Here is a 23,619-nt window from a genome sequence, read left to right as displayed (position 1 = left end):
ACCCTTTCTATGCTGAATTTCTCAATGGTCTATGATATTCTTATCGCTTTTCCTATTTTGCGCCAAGGTCTGCGGAAAGCCCTTTGACCCGTGCCATTCGCCCATTGAAAGCCCCATTTGAAGCCAGTCGGCAAAGAGCACGAAAGCCATGCTTTTCCACCTAATTTCCCAATAAGAACGTTCGGAGACATTGCGGAAAAAGCGCACTGGGGCCAACCTGTCCGAAACTAGCCCCATTGCTCAATTCCGTATACATGCTAGAGTTGCGCAGTTTTAAGCTGTGGATACAGCGGGTGTTCTGGCAAAATAAACCCTTGGCATTCGTACATTTCTTTCTCCTCATGGTAATGCAATGTTTGTAAAATGGTTTCTGTCTTTAATTGGGCAAGCAATTTTCCATCACACGCCGACACTGACACATCATAAGGCTCCATTGCTTCAATCATTGCTGTTTCAATAAATTGACGAAGCTGTTGCAGATCGGTTTCATTTAAAGCACTAATAAAAATCGAATCTGTTCTCGAGCTTGGGATAAAATTCTTATCAGCAAGATCTCTCTTATTGTAAATCGTGACAATTGGAATAGCTGACACCTCAAGATCTTGTAGCAAATCGTAAACCGTCTGTTCATGCTGAACATAATCCAAATTTGAAGAATCAACGACATGCAAAATCAAATCAGCCTCTTTCACTTCTTCCAATGTCGATCGAAAAGCAGCCACAAGAGTTGTCGGCAAGTCTTGAATAAAACCGACCGTATCGGTCAATAACGCTGTATAGCCGCTTGGTAAGATGAATTTTCGTGTCAGAGGATCTAACGTAGCAAACAGTAAATTTTCTTCAAATGAATCAGCGTTGGTCAAACGGTTAAATAGCGTTGATTTTCCAGCATTAGTGTAGCCAACAAGCGCGATTTGAAATGTCCTGTTTTTCTTACGGCGTTCACGATAACGCACGCGATGTTCCACTACCCATTTTAGCTGATTTTTAATCTCATCAACGCGGCGACGGATATGACGACGGTCGGTTTCTAGCTTCGTTTCTCCCGGTCCCCTTGTGCCAATTCCGCCGCCTAGACGAGAAAGCTGTACACCCTGCCCGCTTAAACGCGGCAATAAATATTGCAACTGGGCAAGTTCGACTTGCAGCTTTCCTTCCTTCGAGCGAGCTCGCTGCGCGAATATGTCTAAAATCAACTGGGTACGGTCAATTACTCTTGCTTCCAACAGCTTAGAAAGATTCCGGGCTTGGCTTGGCGATAGCTCATCATTGAAAATAATTACATCTGGCTCAAGCTGTTCCACAAGTCGAGCAAGCTCCTCAACTTTTCCTTTTCCGATATATGTCGCTGGATGGACCGCTTCCCGCTTTTGTGAAAGCTGCAAGATCACCTCTCCGTGCGCTGTATGAACAAGCGAAGCAAGCTCCTCCATCGAATATGAAAACCGATCATCATCTTCATCGGCAAGCTGGCAACCAACAATGATGACTCTTTCTCGATCGCTTTTTTGAATCTCCTGCAATATGCTCCCCTCTTTCTGAGCAACGGCTGGTCATTACTTTTTCTTAGATCTTTTATGACGAACCATGCCGTCGCTTTTTTTAACTTATAAACTTGATCATGTTGTCTTTGGCTTTGCTGATTTTTCATCCTTAAAACACTCTCATTATATTGTTTATATCCGTTCAAGCCAACTTTCACACAGCCCTTAGGCGATTTCGGCTGCTTATATTTCTACTATAATGTTTTGTCCCCCATCTACTCAAGAAATGACATGATGGCACCTTAAAGATGGAACGACGGATCCAGAAAAGAAAAGGCTCCATTGTTTTGGGCAACCAGAGGTACACTTTGACTTCCCCTTTGCTCCTCACGCGTGACAGAATCCTGATCATCCAAAAATGACGGAACTTCATATCCATACAAATATTAACACGTTAGGTTACATTTATATAGTCCTTTATCACTTGTTCATAAAAACGATGGAAACAGACTGGGAAAATCGGGCCGTCAAATGGACATAGGGTGATTAGAAGCCGTTTATGGATATTGCTTCATTAGATATGACGAAGGATACAAATTCTCAGCGATAGAAATTTATCTTATGGTAGAATACCATATACAAGCTTTTTTCTTATGTTTTTGTCATGAAATCATATCTCATTCTCAAAATCCCCTTATAGGAAACGGCCAAAAAATGATGATTGATTTTCTTATCTATTCCGCCTAAAATGTTTACCGTAATACGATGAAGAAAGGGATTTGCCGTATGACCTGGGAAATATTGAGTATTATCGGTACGGTTGCTTTTGCCATTAGTGGCGCTATTGTCGCTATGGAAGAGGAGTATGACATTTTGGGCGTCTATATTCTCGGAATTGTGACTGCCTTTGGCGGTGGAGCGATTCGCAATTTGCTGATCGGTGTTCCTGTATCAGCACTATGGGATCAAGGCATGCTGTTTCATATAGCCCTCTTTGCTATGACCGTTATTTATCTGTTCCCGCAAAAAATGCTGCCCCACTGGCAAAGATGGGGGAATTTTTTTGATGCGCTCGGATTATCTGCATTTGCCATTCAAGGAGCTTTATATGCAGCCAAAATGGGGCATCCGCTGAGCGCTGTCATTGTAGCCGCTGTTTTAACAGGCAGTGGAGGCGGGATCATTAGGGATTTGCTAGCCGGGCGAAAACCGCTCGTGCTTCGTGCCGAAATTTATGCTGTTTGGGCTATTTTAGCGGGATTAGCCGTTGGAATTGGGGCAGCTCACTCTCCTATTCGATTATATATTCTCTTTATGATCGTTGCCGCCCTTCGTATTCTATCATATACATATAATTGGAAGCTGCCGAATAAATCATTAAAAGCAAAAGCATCATAAAAAGGGGATGGCCCAAAACACTAACGCGTTTTGGGCCATCCCCTTTATGCATTCCATCGCTCAATAATCGAAGCAGTGGCCATCCCATGTCCAATACAAATCGTCAACAAACCATATCTCTTCTGTCTGCGTTCAAGCTCATGAACAAGAGAGGTCATCAGTTTAACTCCAGTTGCGCCAAGCGGATGACCGAGGGCAATCGCTCCTCCATTGACATTTACCTTCGAAAGCGGGATGCCGATTTCCTTTTGCCATGCTAGCACAACAGGTGCAAACGCTTCATTAATCTCGACCAGATCCATATCATCAATGGTAAGACCCGCTTTTTGCAAGACTTTTTTCGTTGCTGGAATCACCCCATCCAGCATATATGTGGGATCAGAGCCAACAACGGTTTGCGCGATGATTCTTGCCTTCGGCACAATTCCGAGGCGGCAGGCGGTCCCTGCGTCCATTAATAGCGCAGCAGCTGCTCCATCACTCATTTGACTTGCATTTCCGGCTGTAATTTTTCCTTTTTGCTTGAATACCGGTTTCAATAAAGCCAGCGCCTCCAGCGATGTATCTTGCCGCGGCCCTTCATCTTTTATAACAACGATCTCGTTTCCTTCTTGGTCCCGCCCGTGCACAGGTACAATTTCTTGGGCAAATACCCCCTTTTCTTGTGCCTGAAGCGCCCGACGATGGCTCTCATATGCATAGGCATCAAGCTCCTCGCGTGTAAGCCCATATTTTTCAGCGATGAGCTCTGCAGAAATGCCTTGATGCACAAATTCATATTTTCCATGCAAGGATGGTGGAATGGTCTGGTCGTTTCCGTCGCTTAAAATCGGAACTTTTGTCATACTTTCCACTCCTGCAGCAATCGTAATCTCCATATCCCCTGAACGAATTTCTTGAGCAGCGAAATGAATGGCCTGCTGGCCCGATCCGCACATCCGGTTAATTTGTACAGCGGGCACTTCGACAGGAAAGCCTGCTTCCAGTGCCGCCAGCCGCCCGATATTATACCCCTGCTCACCAATAGGAGTCACACATCCCATAACAATATCCTCAACGAGAGGCTTGTCAATTCCCGCACGATCGACTACTTCAGCAAGCACCGCGGCGGCAAGATGAACAGGATGAACCTCACGAAATACTCCATTACGCTTGCCGACAGGCGTGCGCACTGCTTCGACAATTACCACTTCTCGCACAACATTTTCCCTTCTTTCATTCGTGATATGTGTAAAATCCCTTTCCTGTTTTTCTACCTAAATGACCTGCTTCAACAAGCTTTCGAAGTATTTGCGGCGGGCGAAAGCGATCTCCATATGCCTCTGTCATGTTTTCACTGACAAATAGCATGGTATCCAAGCCGACTAAGTCAGCAAGCTCGAGTGGTCCCATCGGATAATTTAGGCCGAGACAAATCGCTTTATCAATATGTTCTGCGGAAGCGACTCCCTCCTCATACATCCGGATGCATTCAATCATATGAGCAGCAATGGCTCGTGTAGTGACAAACCCCTGCCTGTCTTCCACTACTACCGTTTCTTTTCCAATCTCTTGAGACAATTGCTCAATGATTCGAATCGTTTTCTCAGATGTAGGGACTCCTTTCACGATTTCAATCAGCTTCATCACCGGCGCAGGATTGAACCAATGCATGCCGATTACCTGGCTCGGCCGTTGCGTGGCTGAAGCAATCGCCGTCACACTTAACTCAGAGGTATTCGTGGCCAACACGGCTTCCTGCTTCGCATAGCGATCCAGTTGTTTAAACACCTCTTTTTTTAGTGCTAGCTGCTCTGGAACCGCTTCGATCACCACATCCACATCCTTTACAGCCGTTTGTAGATTCGTGCCTGTCTGAATTCGATTCAGCACATCCTCCACCTGCTGCTCACTCCATTTACCAGACTTCACAAATCGCGCTAGACTTTTGCGAATCGAATCTCTTCCTTTCTCAAGAGCGGAGTCGGAAATATCGTATAAATATACAGTTTTCCCACCCATGGCCAGCGACTGAGCAATTCCGCTTCCCATTAAACCGGAGCCGATAACCGCAACGGATTGCAACATGCCCTTCCCTCCTAATTTGTATTGGTAAAATAACTACGCAGCTGCTCGCGCAATTTCGTTTTCAAAAATTTCCCGACACTTGTTTTGGGAATTTCATCGACAAACACGATTTCATCTGGAAGCCACCATTTAGCAAACTGCGGACGCAAAAAATCGTACAGTTCATCTTTTGTGACTGTTTTCCCTTCTTTGACAACCACGCAGGCAACCGGACGTTCCTGCCATTCTGGATGAGGCACGGCGACCACGGCTGCTTCAAATACGGCCTCATGGGCCATTAAGGCATTCTCTAAATCTACCGAAGAAATCCATTCCCCACCGCTTTTGATGACATCTTTCGTACGGTCGACAATCTTAATAAAGCCTTCTTCATCAACCGTTACGACATCTCCTGTATAAAGCCAGCCATCGCGAAACGATTCCTTGCTTCGTTCATCATGATAATACTCGCTAGCAATCCACGGTCCACGCAAACATAGCTCCCCCATTTCTGTTCCGTTCCATGATACATCACCGTCCTTGCCAATCACCTTCATTTCGACTCCAGGAACGAGAAAGCCTTGCTTAGCCCGAATATCCAGTTTCTCATTTTTAGATAAATGCTGCTGATAGCTTTTGAGACGAGAAAGCACGACAAGCGGGCTTGTTTCTGTCATACCATATGCATGGACAAACGGAATCCCTCTTTCTTCAAAAGCGCGAATCAGACCTTTTGGAGCTGCCGCCCCTCCACATAAAATACGCTTCACACTACTTAAATCATAGTCTTCTTTCTCCAACTCCTTTAGCAAGCCAAGCCACACCGTCGGCACTCCGGCAGCAAGAGTCACTTTTTCCACTTCCATCAGTTCCGCTAAAATTTTCGGAGTAAAGGCTGCACCAGGCATCACAAGCGTTGTTCCAAACCACACGGCAGCAAATGGAAGTCCCCACGCATTCACATGAAACATCGGCACCACCGGCATCGCTACATCGGTTTCGGATAAACCAGCGCTATCGGCAAGCCCCAGCGCCATACTATGCAGCACTGTCGCGCGATGCGAGTAAACAACCCCCTTCGGCCATCCCGTCGTTGCCGAGGTGTAACATATGCCCGAAGGACTATTTTCATCCATATTTTTAAGAAAGGCAAAATGAGCCTCTCCTTTTTGCAGCAGATTTTCATAATGATAGACAGGGGACAAAGACGTCTCTGGCACGCTGTCCTCTTCTGTCATCACAATAAAGGCTTGAACATTAGGAATCTCGTTTTTTATGTTTTCAATGACCGGAAGAAAATCTTCATCAATCAGCAGCACACGGTCATTTGCATGATTAATAATATAGGCAATATGCTCTGGAGACAGCCGAATGTTAATCGTATGCAGCACAGCTCCAATTCCCGGAATAGCGAAATACGCCTCCAAATGCCGATGATGATTCCAAGCAAGCGTACCGACGCGATCCCCTATTTCCACGCCTAGCTGTTTTAGAGCGCTTGCAAGCCTTCGCGTCCTTTCACCGATTTCTCTATAGGTATGGCGAACAATACCAGATTTCATCCGGGAAATAACCTGCTTTTTTGGAAAAAGTGCTTCCGCTCTCTCCAGCATCGTCGCGATATTTAATGGCACATTCATCATCGTTCATCACTCTCCTATTGAATAAATGAAATCCTGCTTGTGCTCATTGATTTTTGGTGCATGTGACCGCTTTTTGAGCAACTCGCGATCATAGCAAGTCGCCACTTCTATTCGATCCTCCTCTATATGAATCATTTTTCGATACCGTTCGCTCGAAAATAAGATTTTTGCTTCATCTGTTTCGAAAACAGGAGTAAGGCAACAATCAATCTGCATACTAAACTCCGCCCATTGCTCTAGTGTTTTCGATTGGAACAGCTGCTTGATCTCCCGAAAGATGACGTTATCATCATTCGCCGGAGAGATATGGTGCTCGCACCATTCAGGGTGACCTACAGCCGAACAGAAATTTTTCCAAAAGTTCGGTTCAAGGGCGGCTAACGACACGTATCTCCCATCTTTTGTTTCGTACAAATAATACGAAACAATGATACCTGCAAGCAGCTGAATGCCATTTTTGCTTTTCGTTTTGTGTTCCTGCACAAAATGGTTAGTCATCAATGAAAGTAGTCCGTCCACTAGCGAAAGATCGAGATATCTCCCTTTTCCTGTCCGCTCACGTGCATATAAAGCAGCTATCATTTGCTCAACAGCATGAAGGCTGCCAATGAAATCCGCCATCGTAATCGTCGGATGGACAGGGCGTCCTTGAGAATCCTTTAGCTGAGCTAATACACCGGTAAGCGCCATATAGTTCAAATCATGGCTTCCTAATAAAGAAGCAGGGCTATTCTGCCCATAGCCACTAATGGAGCAATAAATAATGGCAGGATTTATTTGGCTGATCTCATCGTAGCCCAAACCGAGTCTTTTCATAACGCCAGGGCGAAAGCTTTCAATGATCACGTCAGCCTCTTTTATTAACGATTTTGCAATCCGCACATCCTCCTCCAGCTTTAAATTGAGAGAAATGCTTTGCTTGCCGGCATTATTGGCTGCAAATATACATTCATCAGCCAGCTCGCGCATCTTATCGCCCGTTGGCGGTTCGATCTTCACTACTTCTGCTCCTAAATCGGCCAAGCGAAGGCTGGCAAATGGACCAGGAAGATAATAGGAAAAATCAATAACTTTTACTCCTTCTAGCAAATGATGTTCCTCCTTTTTCTATGAAAGGGTCAGATTTTTAGCAATGATCCTTTTCATCATTTCATTTGTTCCCGCGTAAATCGCACTGACTGGAATGTCACGATATCGCCGCGCAATCTCGTATTCTTCCATATAGCCATAGCCTCCATGCAGCTGCATTCCTTCTGCCGCTATTCGCTTGGCCATATCAGTAATCCACCATTTCGCCATCGAGACAGATGTGACCACATCCCTTCCGTCGATATGCTGTTCGATGACATGATCAAGAAAGGTCCGACCCAAAGCAATTTCGGTTGCCATCTCAGCCAGTCGAAACTGGATTGTTTGAAATTGACTGATCGCTCGTCCAAATGCCTTTCTGTTTTTAACATATTCTTTGGTCAGCTCAAACATTCTTTCCGCTGCCGTTTGCGCAGCAATCGCCACAATCAAGCGTTCCTGCTGCAGCTTTTCCATTAAGTAATAAAAACCGTGTCCTTCTTTGCCGAGCAAATTGGCTGCTGGAACTTTTGCATCGCTAAAAAAGAGCTCCGCTGTATCCTGTGCATGCAGTCCCACTTTCTCCAGTTTTCTGCCCCGGGTAAATCCAGGCGTACCTCGTTCCACAGCCAATAAGCTTATTCCTTTATAAGGCGGCACGGCTTGCGGATCGGTTTTGCAAACAACGATGACTAAGTCGGCATGAATGCCATTCGTGATAAACGTCTTCTGTCCATTGACAACATAGTAATCGCCATGTTTGATCGCCGTTGTTGAAATATCCGCTAAATCAGATCCTGCCCCCGGTTCGGTCATCGCAATGGCCGTAATCATTTCTCCTGTTAAGCACTTTGGCAACCATTTTTTCTTTTGTTCCTCTGTTCCATAAGATTCAATATATGGAATGACAATGTCATTATGCAGGCCAATCCCAATCAGACTTGATCCTATTTTTTCTAATTCTTCATTAATGACCACAGAATAACCGAAATCAGCGGATAAGCCGCCGTACTTCTCATCAATCCACGGACAAAGAAAACCGTTATCACCCATTTTCTCCCAAAAACCACGCGGAATGAGACCTTGTTTTTCCCAATCTAAGTAATAGGGCGCCGCTTCTTTTTCCAAAAATTTTCTAAAGGAGCTGCGAAAAATGCGATGCTCTTCACGCAAATAGCTTGCTGCCATCTTCTCATCTCCCTATGATTTTGCTGATTGGTTCATTTGTTCGCGAAGTAAAAATTTTTGGATTTTGCCGCTTGCATTTCTCGGCAGCGCATCAACAAAATAGTAGGCGCGCGGTCGTTTGTATGGAGCTAGCTGGTCGCTGTTTTTGCAAAATCGCTCAAGCTCCTCTGCTGTTAAATTGGGATCTTTTTTAACAATAAAAGCCACAACCTTTTCTCCCCACTTTTCATCCGGCTCCCCAAGCACAGCAACATCCAGCACCCCTTTATGCTCATAGAGCACATCCTCGACTTCGCGCGGGTAAACGTTTTCACCGCCGCTGATCACCATATCATCTACGCGATCTGCCACATATAAATATCCATCCTCATCCATATACCCTAAATCCCCCGAATGGTACCAGCCTTTATACATCGCTTTTTCTGTTGCTTCTTCGCGGTTGTAATAGCCCATCATCATGCACGGGCCTTTCACGATGATCTCGCCAACCTGCCCTGGAGACAGCACGTGATCGGGGTCGGACGGACCATCTTCTTTCGGCTGCACAATGCGAATTTCATGGTTTAAGCAAGCACGGCCAGCTGATCCAGCCCTCGTTAGTTGCTCATCCTCTAGCAAAAACGTTACGGCCGGTCCCATTTCTGTCATTCCATACGCTTGAATCAGATCAATTCCCAATCTTTCTTTGCACTCCTTCACAAGCACAGGAGCCATTGGGGCGGCACCATATAAGCCAATGCGAAAAGAGGATAAATGATAGGCGCTTATATTCTCCTGAAGAATCATGTTCCACATGGTCGGTGCAGCAAATAGAGAAGTAATCCGCTCTTTTTCAATGACCTCAAGCACTTGCTTTGGATCAAAATGATGAATAATGACATTCGTGGCTCCCGCATGCACGCGCGGCAAAAAGCAGCAATGTAATTCAGCGCAATGAAACATGGGAGCAGCAACAAGTCCCCGGTCGGTTTCACGAATGCGCATAATCGAGTTACAAATCAAGCTCTGCTCAACCATCTCGCGATGCCGGTGCATAACGCCTTTTGGTCTTCCCGTCGTTCCACTCGTATACATAATGGCGTAAAGATCATTTTCTGATACATCGCTGCGAGGAGGTTGTGATGAAGCAATATTCACTTGTTCCCAGTAATTCATCGCATAGGGTGGTGTATCGTTATCAATATAACAGAAGGAAATATGAGGAAATTCATGGTGAATATGTGATATTTGCGGTTCTACGGCCTTTTCAAACAAAACAATTTTCGGAGCTGCATCCGCTAAAATGTAAGCGATTTCTTTCGGGCTCAAACGAAAATTGACCGGATTGAAGACGGCCCCAATTTGGGCGCATGCAAAAAATGCCGTTGCTAATTCGCTAGTGTTTAACAATATGGTGGAAACACGATCACCTTTTTTTACTCCCATACCTATGAAGGCATTAGCAAGACGGCTGACTTCGTCTGCCCATTGTTTGTACGTATAGCGAATTCCTCTTCTTATATCGACAAGCGCTTCTTTTTTTGGAAATTTCCTTACCGTTTGTAAAAATACTTCGCCAATCGTAATAGACATTCTTCTCCTCCTCTTTTATTAAAATATTAAGACAATTAATAATCTTATGTATTCTTTTTGTGCAATAAAACTCCTGCCTCTCTGCAAAAAAATAAGGAAGCTGCTGCTTCCGCTTGATTAAGAACCGATGATTAAATCACGATCACGAATCAACGTTAATTCTTTTTTGTCATAACGCCCTTCATATAATAAACGAACAGCTTGTTTGCGAATCGCCTTCTCAATTAAATTACGAATGTAGCGGCCATTGCTGAATTTTCGTTCCTTCTTTGTGTGAAGAAGCTCTTCAATATGATGATACAGCTTTCGTTCTGCTTCGAACGTAAATTCGTATTCTCTCTCTCGCAGCATTTGTTTGGCAATATGGATTAATTCGTCTACCGTGTAATCAGGAAACTCAATCATAAGTGGAAAGCGGGAAGGGAGACCGGGGTTCAAGGATAGAAAATAATCCATCTCCGCCGGATAACCAGCCAAAATGACGACTAAATCTTCACAATAATCCTCCATGCCTTTTACAAGCGTATCAATCGCTTCTTTTCCAAAATCCTTTTCTCCCCCGCGTGCCAACGAATACGCCTCATCAATAAATAAAATACCGCCTCGCGCCTTTTTAATTAAATCACGTGTTTTATTGGCTGTGTGCCCAATATACTCGCCGACTAAATCCGCTCGTTCTGCTTCGATAAAATGCCCTTTTGACAACACGTTCATTTCAAAAAATAATTTTCCTAACAGGCGAGCGACTGTTGTTTTTCCCGTTCCCGGATTGCCTTTAAAAATCATGTGAAGTGCCTGCTTATTCGATTTCAGTCCCTGATCTTTGCGCCTTTTGTTAATATATAGCCACGCATAAATTTCTTTGACAATTTTTTTGACATTTTCCAAGCCGATCAGTTGGTCAAGCTCTGTTTGGATGCTTCTTAATATCGCATGTTGCTCGTAATCAATTCCTTCGATGCGTTCCTCTTTCACTAAATGATTCGTATTTTTAGAGTTTAATACAATGTTAATTTGTCCTTTCGCCTTATTCATCGTTACTTCTGACAACGGTTGTCACCTCGCTTTATCCCTTTCGCTTGATGAATAGTAGTATTGTTTTTTCCAGTATACGTTTAGCGACATTTATTTGTGACAAATGCCTATCATCCGATGCACTTCTCCCTTTACCCCTCTATTTGCTCCATGATGCGGTCCCATTTCATTCGAATTTAACGTTTGCTCTCTTCATCGTTTATGTGGAATTCGTCTCTTTAGACAGCCAGGATGTCTAAACAAACCGTTTTCAGATTTACTCATAAGTCTCGTAAAACCGATCGTTGTTTATCCCCTGTCAAACATTCGCGCAATAAAGGAAAAATTCTGTTTCTCTGGCCGTTCAAAAATGCGTCACCTACCTTTCCAGAAGCTAACTAGTTCAATCTTTCATTTGTATTTATATTGTTTTCGTAAAAAATCAAATAAATGCTCACCAGCAGGCAAGCTTTCACTGCTCTAAAGGTGCAGAAGCATCGCCTTTTATCATGTGTAAACGAGCACTGCATTCCCATAGCTATTATAGTATATTCATCTCCCCGCCTTTTTACGAAACAAAATCGCCCGCATGTGTCGTGCGGGCGATTTTTTGTTGCTTGTTTATTGGATATCAAGCTGAACATTTTTTTCAGGTGCAAATGTAGAAATCGCATGCTTGTAAATGAGTTGCTGCTTCCCCTGCACCTCTAAAAGCACAGTGAAGTTGTCAAAGCCTCTCACCAAGCCGCGAAGTTGAAATCCATTCAATAAAAATACGGTTACCTGTGTGCCATCTTTGCGCAATTGATTTAAAAATTGGTCTTGAATGTTAATCGATGTTTTCATGAACTGGCCTCCTCTTTTTCTCTCTACCTATTTTTATATATTCGTCTTTTGTTGAAGCTTTCCTTCTATGTATCGCAAAATTTCATCGCGTTTCTCGGTAAATCGAGATAAATCTGTCATATCAAACCAGCGTACAGGCATCTTATTACGAAACCATGTGAGCTGACGTTTAGCATAGCGACGTGAATTTTGTTTGAGCTGTTCAACGGCTTCAGCAAATGAAAGCTCGCCATCTAAATATGCATAAATTTCTTTATAGCCAATAGCCTGAATCGATTGGCAGTTGCGCAAGCCGCGCTCATACAAGGCTTTAACCTCATCGAGCAGCCCTTGGGCCACCATTTGATCGACGCGTTCGTTAATGCGACGATATAATTGCTCCCTTTCCATTGTTAAACCAATAATCGCCGCTTGATAAAGAAGCTCATGGGTTTGCGTTTGCTGCCATTCCGCCATTGTTTTTCCGGTGCATCGATAAATTTCAAGCGCACGAATGACACGGCGCAGATTATGAGGGTGAATACGTTCAGCGCTTTCTGGATCAATCCTCTTTAATTCTTCATATAACGCCTCCGCTCCTTTTTCCTTCGCCATACGCCGCAGATCCTCTCGATATGCTGGATCGGAAGGAGCGTCAGAAAAACGATAATCATAGATAACCGATTGAATATAAAGCCCGGTCCCGCCAACAATCATCGGCAATTTACCTCTGTCAGTAATTTCTTGAATCAACGGTCGAACGAGCTGTTGAAATTCGGCGACAGAAAATGGCTCGGCTGGGTCTTTAATGTCTATTAAATGGTGCGGGATTCCGTCCATTTCTTGCTTAGTAATTTTAGCTGTGCCAATATCCATTCCTTTATAAATTTGCATCGAGTCACCGCTAATAATTTCTGCATTGAGCCGTTTAGCCAGTTCAATGCTCATTTTTGTTTTCCCCACAGCGGTTGGCCCGATTAACACAACAAGCTTCTCTCCCACGGACATCACTACCTTCTGTGTCATTATGCCACATTGTTTTATTATATCCAAGCGAAGGAAATTTTATCACGTTTTGCAGGAAGAAAAAAGAGTTTCATTGCTTCTTTTCACAAGACAAACGAAAATGAAAGGATGTGAGCTTCCTCTCCCGCCTTCACTCCGTTTAGAGATGGGAGACTTCTCGGTGGATGTGTTAACAATAGGGTCCTTATATAAACACTAAGCGTCGTTATTTCAAGATGAACAAAGGGATCTCGCCGCCATGCAAGATCCCATGCTGTACGCTATGATATTCTAAACTTTCGAATCATTTCCTGTAAATCTTCAGCCATCGTTGATAATGCTGTAGCAGAAGCAGAGATTTCCTGCATAGAAGCAAGCTGCTCCTCAGCGGCTGCAGACACTTCCTGTGTTCCCGAAGCCGATGTTTCGGCTAGCTTATTCATTTGCTGTATCGATTGGACAATTTGCTCCGCACCAGCAGACATTTGCTGAACAGATGCAGACACCTCTTGAATATTGCCCGCTACCTCCTGCACGGCATCTTTGATTTGTTTGAACGATAGCCCAGCGGCCCGAATCACATCGATTCCATTGCCCGTTTCTGCTGTTGCTTTTTCCATTGACTGGACAGCAGCATTTGTTTCTTGTTGAATTCCCGCAATCAATGCTGAAATCTGCTGGGCAGATTGTGCCGATTGTTCTGCAAGCTTTCGAACCTCGTCAGCCACTACAGCAAAACCGCGCCCTTGTTCTCCTGCTCTTGCTGCTTCAATCGCTGCATTGAGCGCTAACAAATTCGTTTGTTCAGCAATTCCGGTAATCACTTCAATAATTTGGCCGATCTGCGTTGAACGTTCCCCTAATCCTTTAATGACATTAGCTAAACTCGTTACCGTTTCGTTTATCGAATTCATTTGCTCAACAGCCGTTCGAACTGTGTCACTGCCTTCCAATGCCCGCTGAGAGGCATCTCCGGCAATTTCGGCTACATTTTGCGCGCGCTGTGCTACATGATGAATGCCATTGGACATTTCTTGAACGGTTTCAAGTGTTTCTTCAACACCTTGCACTTGTTTTTCCGCACCTAATGCCACCTCTTGCATCGTTGCCGTAATTTGCTCAGTCGCTTTGCTCGTTTGCTCCGCGCTTGCTGTTAGTTGTTCCGATGATGCGGCTACCTGTTCAGCATTGCTCGCTACTTGCTGAATCACCTCTCGTAGATTTCCCGCCATTTCGTTAAAAGAGGCGGCTAATTCACCAATTTCATCTTTATTTTTCACGAGAATTTTATCCCCTGCAAGATCTCCCGAAGCGATTCGCTTTGCCGCCTGCGATAGCGCAGTAACAGGGCGTGAAATCATCTGGCTAATAGAAAAGGCTACCCCAACACTAACAAGCACAGCAATCGCTCCATAAATCATCATCCACATTTGCGCAGAATCCGATTTTGCAGAAGTGGAACGGCTAGCTTGATCTAATAAGCGCCGCTCGAATTGAACCAATTTTTCCGCCGCTTCATCAAACTGCTGGGAAAGCTCTCTGCCTTTTGTGGCAACTAACTCTGTATACTGCTCGACATCATTTTGTTGCTTGAGCTGTATTAGCTGTTTGCCGAATTGATAGTAGTCTTCCTCCAGTTGATTTAGCTGTGACAGCAGCTCCTTCGCTTCCGCTTGAGTGATCAGTTTAGCTACGTCGCTGCTTAGTTCGCCATACTCTTCATGCGCTTTTTCAAAATTTGTGGAAGATGTGCTATCTCCGGTAATTAAATAGCCGCGTGCGCTCGTTTGCTCTTTCTTTGCCGCGATCTCCATTTGCTGAACGAGCGATAAAGCTTGCACTTTTTCATTCAATAGATTCGTATACGTTTGATCAATGCCTCTCAATTCATAATAGGCAATTCCAACAATGATGGCTAAAATGGCCAACACGGCTGTAAAGCCAGCAAACAATTTTTTTCTAACGGTCATTTTCAATGATAAAAGCCCCCTTTTTCTCCATCCGCTTTACCACTATAACAAATGATGGAAAAACGATGGTTCCTCTGTCATACTCACTTTTTCTATCGGATTCTATGAGCAGAAGTTTTATATGAATCTACACCATTTTTCCTTCTTTTATTTCATTGAACGGCTCATGCTGCACTTCTTCCTGTATGAAAAAGGAGGTAAGAAGGGCAACAATACTACCGGCAAAACCGAATAAAAACAGATCATGAATCCCTGTCATAAAATGAGCGGCTTTCGTTAATAGCGCTCCCATCACCGTTACCCCAATAGCTGTTCCGATATTACGGCAAAACATAAAAAATGAAGTCGCAATTCCTTTTTCATGCGCATCCGCCAGCTGTTGGGAACCAATCACCCCGACTGTTGTCATAAGACCAAAGGACAGTCCTTGAATAAACATAGCGAAAAATACATAAAAAAAGCCATGCTGTTCATTCAACAGCGCAAGTAGTCCTCCGCTTGCCACAAGCAAAATATTGCCAATAATAAGCAGACGACGATAACCATATCGTAAAATCCATTTTCCTGCCGGAACAGCTGCCAGCATCCAGCCAATGGATGTCCCGAGCAATGCTACACCGCTCATAAAAACGGTTTGATGAGCTATTTGCTGCAAAAATAATGGAATATAGCTTGATGTTCCAAATAGAGCGACACAGCTGATAAAGCCATTAATATTCATCCATTTTAATGTTTGATGGCGAACTAATGTTAATGGAACGAGCGGTGAAGTTTGCTTCTTCTCATACCAATAAAAAACAATAAGCAATAATACCCCTCCAGCAGCATACAAAAACTGCCCGCTGTTCACAACTGTCACAAGTAAAAGGGAGCTGATCGCCAGCGCAAATAAAACCGCACCGATATAATCGACAGCCGCTTTCTTCGGTTCATATACTTCTTTATATGGGATCAACGTCAATAATGAAAGCAAAGAAACAGGAATATTGACATAAAAGATCCAACGCCATGACAAATACTCCACAAATAAGGAGCCAAGCAGCGGTGCAAGTACAGCGGAAATTCCCCACATGGCTGTAAAAAACGCTTGAATTTTCCCTCGTTTTTCGACTGGAAACAAATCTCCGGCAATAATGGCTGGAAACGGCATCATAAATCCTGCGCCAATTCCTTGAATAGCACGAAATAGAACAAGCTGAATCATATTCTGCGACATTCCGCACAAAAGTGATCCGGCAAGAAAAAGAACAATTCCAAAGCTAAACACTTTCTTTCTACCAAAAATATCTGACAGCCTTCCTGCTATAGGAGAAAGAACCGTCGTTGTAATCATATAAGAGGCAAATGACCACGCATAAAGTGAAAAGCCGCCAAGTTCTTTAGAAATAATCGGCATCGTTGTATTCATAATCGTCGTGTCCATAGATGCTACTAGCATAGCTAAAACGATGCTAATCATTACAGATGTCCTACTACTCATGTATATCCCCCTTTTTTAAATACTCATGCCATCTATCTATATACAAGAAGATTGAACGTATAGCTGATTAGCAAGAATCAGCGATCTTTTTCGACTGTCGAAATCAAACAGCCCCTTCATTGAAGACACGAAATTGTGGACACGCCAAGTTGCCTCTATATCCTGCCATTCCCTGAATCTAGCATGTCATCGCCCCTCCTCTTTTTGAATGAGAAGCGAATGCGCTCGTATACTGACACTCCCCCCCTTTTTCTTCTTAAAAATTCATCATTCCTCTGTTCACTACGCACTTTTTCGCTGCAGCCGCTTCAGCATTTTGTGCACACATAATTTTTGAAGAATACTTTTTATTTTACATGATTCCATTGTTTTTCTAAAAAAAAATGCTTTATTCCTTTGTAAAAAGCAAATTGGTTGCTTTTTATGCAATCCCCTTGTTACGATAGATTTGTCTTTGCTTCCTCTAACAACCGAAAACACTAACACGATCCTCATCGGCATCAATTGATGAAGAAGGAGGAGTCTGATGAACAAAGCAACAAAGGTTTTCTATTGTTCTGTATTGATTTCGTTATTTTTTATCATTTGGGGAATGATTCCCAAAAGTATGCTTCCGCATTATAACTTAAATGCGGTTAGCGTGTCCGTTCATTCATTTCTCATTAATAAATTTGGGTGGTTTTATTTGTTAGCTGCCACCACTTTTCTTGGGTTTTGTTTGTTTTTAATTTTTTCAAAGTACGGAAGTATCCGGCTTGGGCAAGACCACGAAAAGCCCGAATACAGCTATCGCGCATGGTTCGCTATGCTATTTAGTGCTGGAATGGGAATCGGGTTAGTGTTTTGGGGAGTAGCGGAGCCAGTCTCTCATTATTACAATCCGCCTGTTGGAGAAGGCAAGACAACGGAAGCTGCGCGCGTAGCGATGCGCTATTCTTTTTTTCATTGGGGATTGCATCCATGGGCTATTTATGGAGTTGTAGCATTGGCGTTGGCGTATTTCCAATTCCGCAAAAAAGAGCCTGGAGTAATTAGCCGCGTACTGCGTCCTTTGTTTGGAAACAAAGTAGACGGAGCGGTGGGAATTGCAGTGGATACATTGTCTGTCTATGCGACCATATTTGGTGTTGCTACTTCTTTAGGCTTAGGGGCCATTCAAATTAGCGGCGGTTTATCCCATTTATTCCCATACGTAAAAAATAATATAGCCACCCAACTAATTATTATCGGCGCAGTCACGATTTTATTTATGCTATCAGCGCAATCCGGTTTAAACAAAGGAATTAAAATATTAAGTAACATTAATATTGTTTTGGCACTTCTATTGATGCTGTTTTTGCTGTTTGTTGGCCCAACTAATTTTATTATGGATGTATTTACTACAACAATTGGAACGTATGTGCAAAATTTGCCTTCTATGAGCCTGCGGTTGAGCCCTTTTGAACAAAGCGATTGGCCTCGAGCTTGGACGATCTTTTATTGGGCATGGTGGATCGCTTGGGCCCCATTTGTTGGAACATTCATTGCCCGAATTTCAAGAGGAAGAACCATTCGTGAATTTGTCATTGGCGTGCTTGTTGTCCCAACCGTATTTAGCGCTCTATGGTTTTCTGTGTTCGGCGGCTCATCACTATATTTAGAACAATTCAATCATGTTCGAATTATGGAAGTCATGGAGGCAGACGGCATGGAAACAGGACTGTTTTTTGTACTGCAGCACTTCCCGTTCGGGATGATTTTGTCAGGGCTTGCTATTTTACTTATTTGCACTTTTTTTGTTACATCGGCAGATTCAGCAACATTTGTCCTTGGTATGCAAACAACAAATGGAAGCTTATTCCCTCCTAACTCCATTAAGTTTATTTGGGGAATCATTCAATCTGCTTCTGCTGCTATACTACTTTGGACTGGAGGATTACAAGCACTGCAAACCGCATCCATTATCGCAGCGTTTCCGTTCACCATCATTATAATTTTAATGGTAAGTTCATTGATTCGTTCTTTTAAGGAAGAAATGCCGTCACTAAAATAAACGCAAGCTCTCATATCTATCACTAGACTTGCCTACCTCTTTTTTCTTAGAATCTTTTGGGATGCATATAGCCGCGGAGCATGATCGTATATCATGCTCCGCGGCTTTTTATTGTTGATATCATCGTTATGCTAAACCTTTTGTGTCGGCTGCGTTTTTTTCGGATAAGCGAGCAGCAACCGTTCCTTTGTCATCAAAAAAACAAACAATAAGGTAAGAGCCGCCGGAATCAAGCTCCACATAAACGTATGAGCAATGGAAGAAGCCAATATTGTTGTCATTTGATCAAGCAGATCTTCTGGAATATGTGCTCGCGCTTCCGGTGAAAGAATCGCACGCGGATCATGAATGTTCGCTGTTGCCGCTCCATATGCAGTGCCTTTAAACAGCGGCGTTAGCTGTTCTTTAAAAACATTTCGTTGAATAATCCCGAATATCGTGATCCCTATTGTCATTCCCAACGAACGTACAAAAGAGTTAGTAGAGCTTGCCGCACCTCGTTCGGCTTCCGAAAAATGGTGAATCGCGGCCATTCCTAGGACTGAAAAAGAAGCCCCAACCCCTAATCCTACAATAATCATATACCATGTCACTGTAAGCCGGGATGTATCAGAGGTAATGGTCGTTAATAAAAGCATGCCGATAACAAATACCGTAGTAAACAAAATCATCACATTGCGGTAGCTTGTTTTGCTTGCCAAAAATCCTCCTAATTGGGCTGACACTGTCGTCGCCAGCATCATCGGCAATAAGATCAACCCTGAATTAGTCGCTGATCCCCCTGTAACACCTTGTATAAAAATCGGAATATAAACGGTGGCAACAATAAAGGTAGCGCCTGAGAAAAGACCGACAAGATTCGCTGTCGCGAACAAACGGCGGCGAAACATGTGATAAGAAACAATCGGGTCCTTCGCTTTTGTTTCGACATATAGAAATAACAAAAATAACACAAAAAATCCGGCAAATAACCCAATAATTTCGACTGAATTCCAGTCATACTGATTGCCGCCTAGCTCTAACGCAAACATTAAGCAGACGATGGCCGGTACAAGCGTCATCACACCAAGCCAATCAATCGTTTGCTTTGCATGCTTCGGAGATTCATGATAAAACAAGACGATGAATAAAAACGCTAAAAGACCTAAAGGAATGTTGATATAGAACACCCAGCGCCAATTTAAATAATCCGTAATATACGCTCCAAAGAGCGGCCCGAATATGCTTGATAAACCGAATACAGCTCCAAAAAGCCCACCCATTTTCCCGCGTTTTTCCGGCGGAAAAATATCAAACATAATCGTAAAAGCAATCGGAACTAAAGCTCCTCCCCCAATTCCTTGAATCGCACGAAAAATACTAAGCTGGACAATATCTTGCGCCACTCCGCATAGCATAGAGCCAAGTAAAAAGACAACGATACCGAAAATAAAAAACCGCTTCCTTCCATACATATCCGAGAGCTTTCCGAAAATCGGCATACCTGCCATTTCTGTCACCATATAAGCAGATGTCACCCATACAAATTGTTCAATTCCGCCTAAATCAGCCACGATTGTTGCCATAGCGGTGGCAACAATCGTGTTATCCATGGATGCAACAAAAATCCCGAGCAGTAATCCTGCTACTACCCAACCGATTCTCGCATCGTTTCTTCCCATACCGATTCTCCTTTTTATATTTTTCTTTTCTCTTTTACAACGGCTCGTTCGCTTTGCTGCAAGCTTGTTTGATATTCGATCAGTTCAATATCGCAGCCCGGGCCGATGATAATACGGTCTCCTCTGACAATTTGGGCACTCGTATGCTCTAAATAAATCTCATCTCCCTCGACGATTTCGGTCATGAGCCTTGCTGACGTGTTCGCCATCCCTTTAAAAAGGTTCATCACGTTCCATTTGCTTCGTTTCACGCGGATCGTTTTTCCACCGATTTCCGAAATGCGGCTATCCGCAAAATAAAGGGAGAGGTCGACTCGCTCTGCATTTAATGTATTAGCAATTTGTACAACCCCTTTAACCGAAAACGATTCCGTTTCACAATCACCGGAAACATTCATCTCTCCATACCCGTGAATCGCTCCGCCTGTAATATTCCCTTGAATATGCGCAGCCCCGCGAAGACGCATGTCATCAACATTGGTATTTCCGCGAATGTCCGCCTGCCCAAATAGCTTGATCGTTTTCACATGGACGTTTCCTCTTATATTCGCCTGTCCAAAAATGTTTAGCCATTCGGCTGTCATATTTCCACTCACATCCGCGTTCCCAAATACTTTCCATTTCGCACATTGTACATCGCCGCTAATTGTCGCATCACCACGAATGGTCACATTACGAAAGGTTCCTCCTGATGTCAAAGCAGAACCATTGACTGTCAAGTTTCTCATGACTTTCCTCCTCATACTTTTTGATATGTTCCTACTTTCGCTCCTTTATCACATTCAAAGCTACTTTGATATTCCACCCGTTCAATCTCACACCCAGGGCCGACGGTTACTTTGTTTCCTCTCACAACTTTGGCATTGGTATGTTCTAAATAAATTTCATCGCCTTCAATCATTTCAGCTGTTAAGCCGACATGAAAAAATAGTTTTTTCAAAAATGGAACTCCTGGTTGCCGAACCTCAATCGTTTCCCCGCCAATTTCCTTCACTTGACAATGACCATACAGCTTCACTTGAATGTTTCCCGCGTTCAATAATCCACCAATGGTAAAGCTGCCCCGTGCATCAAATGTTTCGGCAGCGCAATCCCCTGCGACATCTGTTTCTCCATGGATATACACCTCTTCGGCATTCAACGCTCCTTTTACGCTCCCGTTTCCATGAAAGCGAATCACTTTACACTCTATGTTCCCGCCAACACTAGCATTTCCGCTAATTTTTACCTGTTCAGCATGCAGCGCCCCCGTCATATGAACCCTTCCGGATACATGAGCCATTTCCGCTTTCACATTTCCTTCGATGGTGGCATTTCCTTGAATGCTCAAATCGTTGCAATCTACATCACCAAAAAGCTTTCCACTTCCTGAAACCTTGACCATATTGTATATTCCACCCGAAGCATGGCCGACGCCAGCAATCACTAAATCTTTTCGCTCCATTTATCCATCCCCTCCGTCACCTTTATTTTTAACTCCTCTATACAGCTAGGCACATGTAAACGGGCCACCACCTTGGCTCCGTCCTCAAAATATAGCTCGTTTCCATTTGTAGAGAGCAGGCATGTTGAAATGCCCATTTTTCGCACGATGAGCAGTTCACAGCTTTTTCCTTGAATTTTTTTGTAATGGCGCTCAAATACATCAAATACGCTTTTTCCTTCTCCCAAACTCATTTCGCCTGTCTGCAACAGCCGATCAAATACGTACAATTGAAGGAGTTGGTCAAACAAAAATACATGCTGCTCGCCCTTTTGTTCAATATAAAAATGAAGCGCTAATTCCGAAACAATGTTACGTTCTATAATATCATTTTTATGAAGGGCAATTGTAGTCGGATTCGGTGAAAACATACTTGCCAATTCATCAAGTGATAAATCATCTTTCATTTGTTTAATTTTTTCAATTCTCGCCAATATCTTTTCTTTTGGGAAAAATGTTTCCTGTCCCGTAAATGTTGACTTTCGAATAAACCATTCTTCAGGAATTAATTTTTTGCGCTTCCATCTATATAACTGTCCGTATGAAATATTTGTGAGTTCCAGCAATTCCTTTTTCGAAATTAACTCTTGCTCCACACTCAAGCACCTCCTTCGTTATCATATCATTAATGTAACATAACAATGTTACGTTGTAAATAAAAATCATTTTTATGATCATGATTGGAGCAATAGACAGTCCATTAAACCGATGAAACGTCATCTTCCCCCTTCATCTCGGGATATTTTTAACGGTTGAGTGAGCGAACGGCCATTTGCTTCAAAGACTGACAAGTGAAGCCGAAAGCGATGTTTCCCTTTGCCTCACATGAAGACGTAGCCTCTCCCTCAGAAATCCATTTATTTCTCTTGGACTGCCTTGTACACAAAAGAAGCATTCATTTCTTTGATCTCGGCATATACATGAAATGTAGCTTGTATTAATAAGTGCGAACTGATAAAATGTCCAAGAACAAGCCATTTGACTAATTAAATAAAAGAGGATGACAATCAATGGTCAAAAAACGGATGATTACATATGGAATCATTTGTCTCATCTCAATATGCCTTTTATTAGCTGGTCTATATAAGCTAATGAATTCAAGAACATATCAGCTGTTTGGAGATCTCATCAGCCATGTCGATACGACAAAAAAGGTAGTGGCACTTACCTTCGATGATGGACCTACGGAAAATGTGGAAAAGATATTGCCCCTTTTAGAGCAATATCACGCAAAAGCCACTTTTTTCGTCATCGGAAACGAATTAAAGAAACACTTAGAGCTTGGCAAAAAAATGGTGGCGGCGGGACATCAGCTTGGAAATCATACTTATTCTCATCAACGTATGGTTTTTAAGTCTTCTTCTTTTATTCAAAAAGAAATTGAACAAACAAACGATTGGATTCGCAAAACCGGATACAAAGGAGAAATCGATTTTCGTCCTCCAAACGGGAAAAAACTCATCGGGCTGCCCTATTATTTAAAAGAGCAGCATATCCAAACGGTGATGTGGAATCTTGAGCCTGACACATACTACTCTTCGGTTTCCGATAAAGTAAATTATGTCAACCAGCACGTAAAGCCGGGGTCCATTATTTTACTGCATCCAATGTACGATGATACAGATCATGAGCTGCAAACCATTAAAGGTATATTAGCCTCTTTATCCAAGCAAGGCTATCAGTTTGTCACGGTAAATGAGCTGCAAAACTTGGAAAATCAATAATGCGCGTTAGTCTCCATTAACGCCTC

General features: G+C 43.2%; 20 protein-coding genes. 3 read left to right on the top strand and 17 right to left on the bottom strand.

All coding sequences use genetic code 11. The annotated features are described in order from the left end of the window. Positions 1–21 precede the first annotated feature (21 nt). Together GRQ40_RS18730 and hflX are read right to left on the bottom strand one after the other, a co-directional pair. Positions 22–150: a hypothetical protein gene (locus GRQ40_RS18730; protein ID WP_255357495.1), complete on the bottom strand. Its 129-nt coding sequence runs from the start codon at positions 148–150 to the stop codon at positions 22–24. Between the two features lie 107 nt (positions 151–257). Then, complete coding sequence (gene hflX, locus GRQ40_RS07295; RefSeq protein ID WP_221211952.1) at positions 258–1,523, bottom strand: GTPase HflX; 1,266 nt, start codon at positions 1,521–1,523, stop codon at positions 258–260. A gap of 747 nt (positions 1,524–2,270) precedes the next feature. Here hflX and GRQ40_RS07290 point away from each other — a divergent pair. Next, positions 2,271–2,882 (top strand): trimeric intracellular cation channel family protein, encoded by a 612-nt coding sequence (locus tag GRQ40_RS07290; RefSeq protein WP_044745293.1) that lies wholly within the window; start codon positions 2,271–2,273, stop codon positions 2,880–2,882. A gap of 44 nt (positions 2,883–2,926) precedes the next feature. Here GRQ40_RS07290 and GRQ40_RS07285 read toward each other — a convergent pair whose 3' ends face one another. The 11 genes from GRQ40_RS07285 to GRQ40_RS07235 form a co-directional block, all read right to left on the bottom strand. Then, entirely contained in the window at positions 2,927–4,081 is a 1,155-nt protein-coding gene (locus GRQ40_RS07285) for a thiolase family protein (protein ID WP_044745294.1), read from the bottom strand. A 16-nt stretch (positions 4,082–4,097) separates the two neighbouring features. After that, positions 4,098–4,949, bottom strand: coding sequence for a 3-hydroxyacyl-CoA dehydrogenase family protein (locus GRQ40_RS07280; protein WP_080862648.1), 852 nt, complete (start codon positions 4,947–4,949; stop codon positions 4,098–4,100). A gap of 11 nt (positions 4,950–4,960) precedes the next feature. After that, on the bottom strand, positions 4,961–6,571 hold the full coding sequence (locus GRQ40_RS07275; protein WP_044745296.1) for a long-chain fatty acid--CoA ligase: 1,611 nt from the start codon (positions 6,569–6,571) through the stop codon (positions 4,961–4,963). 6 nt (positions 6,572–6,577) lie between these two features. After that, a complete protein-coding gene (locus GRQ40_RS07270; protein ID WP_159719630.1) occupies positions 6,578–7,660 on the bottom strand; it encodes a CaiB/BaiF CoA transferase family protein in 1,083 nt (360 codons plus the stop codon). A gap of 18 nt (positions 7,661–7,678) precedes the next feature. Continuing rightward, positions 7,679–8,827: an acyl-CoA dehydrogenase family protein gene (locus GRQ40_RS07265; RefSeq protein ID WP_066147390.1), complete on the bottom strand. Its 1,149-nt coding sequence runs from the start codon at positions 8,825–8,827 to the stop codon at positions 7,679–7,681. A gap of 12 nt (positions 8,828–8,839) precedes the next feature. Further along, positions 8,840–10,399: a fatty acid--CoA ligase gene (locus GRQ40_RS07260; protein ID WP_159719629.1), complete on the bottom strand. Its 1,560-nt coding sequence runs from the start codon at positions 10,397–10,399 to the stop codon at positions 8,840–8,842. Between the two features lie 117 nt (positions 10,400–10,516). Continuing rightward, complete coding sequence (gene spoVK / locus GRQ40_RS07255) at positions 10,517–11,449, bottom strand: stage V sporulation protein K (RefSeq protein ID WP_066147386.1); 933 nt, start codon at positions 11,447–11,449, stop codon at positions 10,517–10,519. Between the two features lie 585 nt (positions 11,450–12,034). Further along, entirely contained in the window at positions 12,035–12,259 is a 225-nt protein-coding gene (hfq, locus tag GRQ40_RS07250; RefSeq protein WP_044745301.1) for an RNA chaperone Hfq, read from the bottom strand. Positions 12,260–12,292: 33 nt separating this feature from the next. After that, on the bottom strand, positions 12,293–13,240 hold the full coding sequence (gene miaA / locus GRQ40_RS07245) for a tRNA (adenosine(37)-N6)-dimethylallyltransferase MiaA (RefSeq protein WP_066147724.1): 948 nt from the start codon (positions 13,238–13,240) through the stop codon (positions 12,293–12,295). Between the two features lie 284 nt (positions 13,241–13,524). Continuing rightward, entirely contained in the window at positions 13,525–15,213 is a 1,689-nt protein-coding gene (locus GRQ40_RS07240) for a methyl-accepting chemotaxis protein (protein ID WP_197431002.1), read from the bottom strand. Positions 15,214–15,340: 127 nt separating this feature from the next. Further along, positions 15,341–16,693, bottom strand: a complete 1,353-nt coding sequence (locus GRQ40_RS07235; RefSeq protein WP_159719628.1) for an MDR family MFS transporter — start codon at positions 16,691–16,693, stop codon at positions 15,341–15,343. Positions 16,694–17,219: 526 nt separating this feature from the next. Here GRQ40_RS07235 and GRQ40_RS07230 point away from each other — a divergent pair. Then, the gene (locus GRQ40_RS07230) at positions 17,220–18,725 is read left to right on the top strand and encodes a glycine betaine uptake BCCT transporter (RefSeq protein ID WP_159719627.1); all 1,506 of its coding nucleotides are present in this window, start codon (positions 17,220–17,222) and stop codon (positions 18,723–18,725) included. Positions 18,726–18,856: 131 nt separating this feature from the next. On the opposite strand, the gene GRQ40_RS07225 is transcribed toward GRQ40_RS07230, so the two are convergent. From GRQ40_RS07225 to GRQ40_RS07210, 4 genes are read right to left on the bottom strand one after another with little or no spacing between them, the layout of a single operon-like run. Further along, positions 18,857–20,386: an MDR family MFS transporter gene (locus GRQ40_RS07225; RefSeq protein WP_066147375.1), complete on the bottom strand. Its 1,530-nt coding sequence runs from the start codon at positions 20,384–20,386 to the stop codon at positions 18,857–18,859. 14 nt (positions 20,387–20,400) lie between these two features. Further along, positions 20,401–21,114, bottom strand: coding sequence for a polymer-forming cytoskeletal protein (locus GRQ40_RS07220; RefSeq protein ID WP_236546412.1), 714 nt, complete (start codon positions 21,112–21,114; stop codon positions 20,401–20,403). A gap of 11 nt (positions 21,115–21,125) precedes the next feature. Further along, positions 21,126–21,830, bottom strand: a complete 705-nt coding sequence (locus tag GRQ40_RS07215; protein WP_159719626.1) for a polymer-forming cytoskeletal protein — start codon at positions 21,828–21,830, stop codon at positions 21,126–21,128. Beyond that, on the bottom strand, positions 21,812–22,465 hold the full coding sequence (locus GRQ40_RS07210) for a YhbD family protein (protein ID WP_066147369.1): 654 nt from the start codon (positions 22,463–22,465) through the stop codon (positions 21,812–21,814). The genes GRQ40_RS07215 and GRQ40_RS07210 overlap by 19 nt, the downstream gene beginning before the upstream one ends. A 414-nt stretch (positions 22,466–22,879) precedes the next feature. Between GRQ40_RS07210 and GRQ40_RS07205 the strand changes: the two genes are divergently transcribed. Then, positions 22,880–23,593, top strand: coding sequence for a polysaccharide deacetylase family protein (locus GRQ40_RS07205; protein ID WP_044745308.1), 714 nt, complete (start codon positions 22,880–22,882; stop codon positions 23,591–23,593). Positions 23,594–23,619 lie beyond the last annotated feature (26 nt).

Origin of the sequence: Anoxybacillus sp. PDR2 (assembly GCF_009834045.1) — a bacterium.
GTDB lineage: Bacteria > Bacillota > Bacilli > Bacillales > Anoxybacillaceae > Anoxybacteroides > Anoxybacteroides rupiense.
This window is presented reverse-complemented; position numbering and strand designations above follow the sequence as displayed.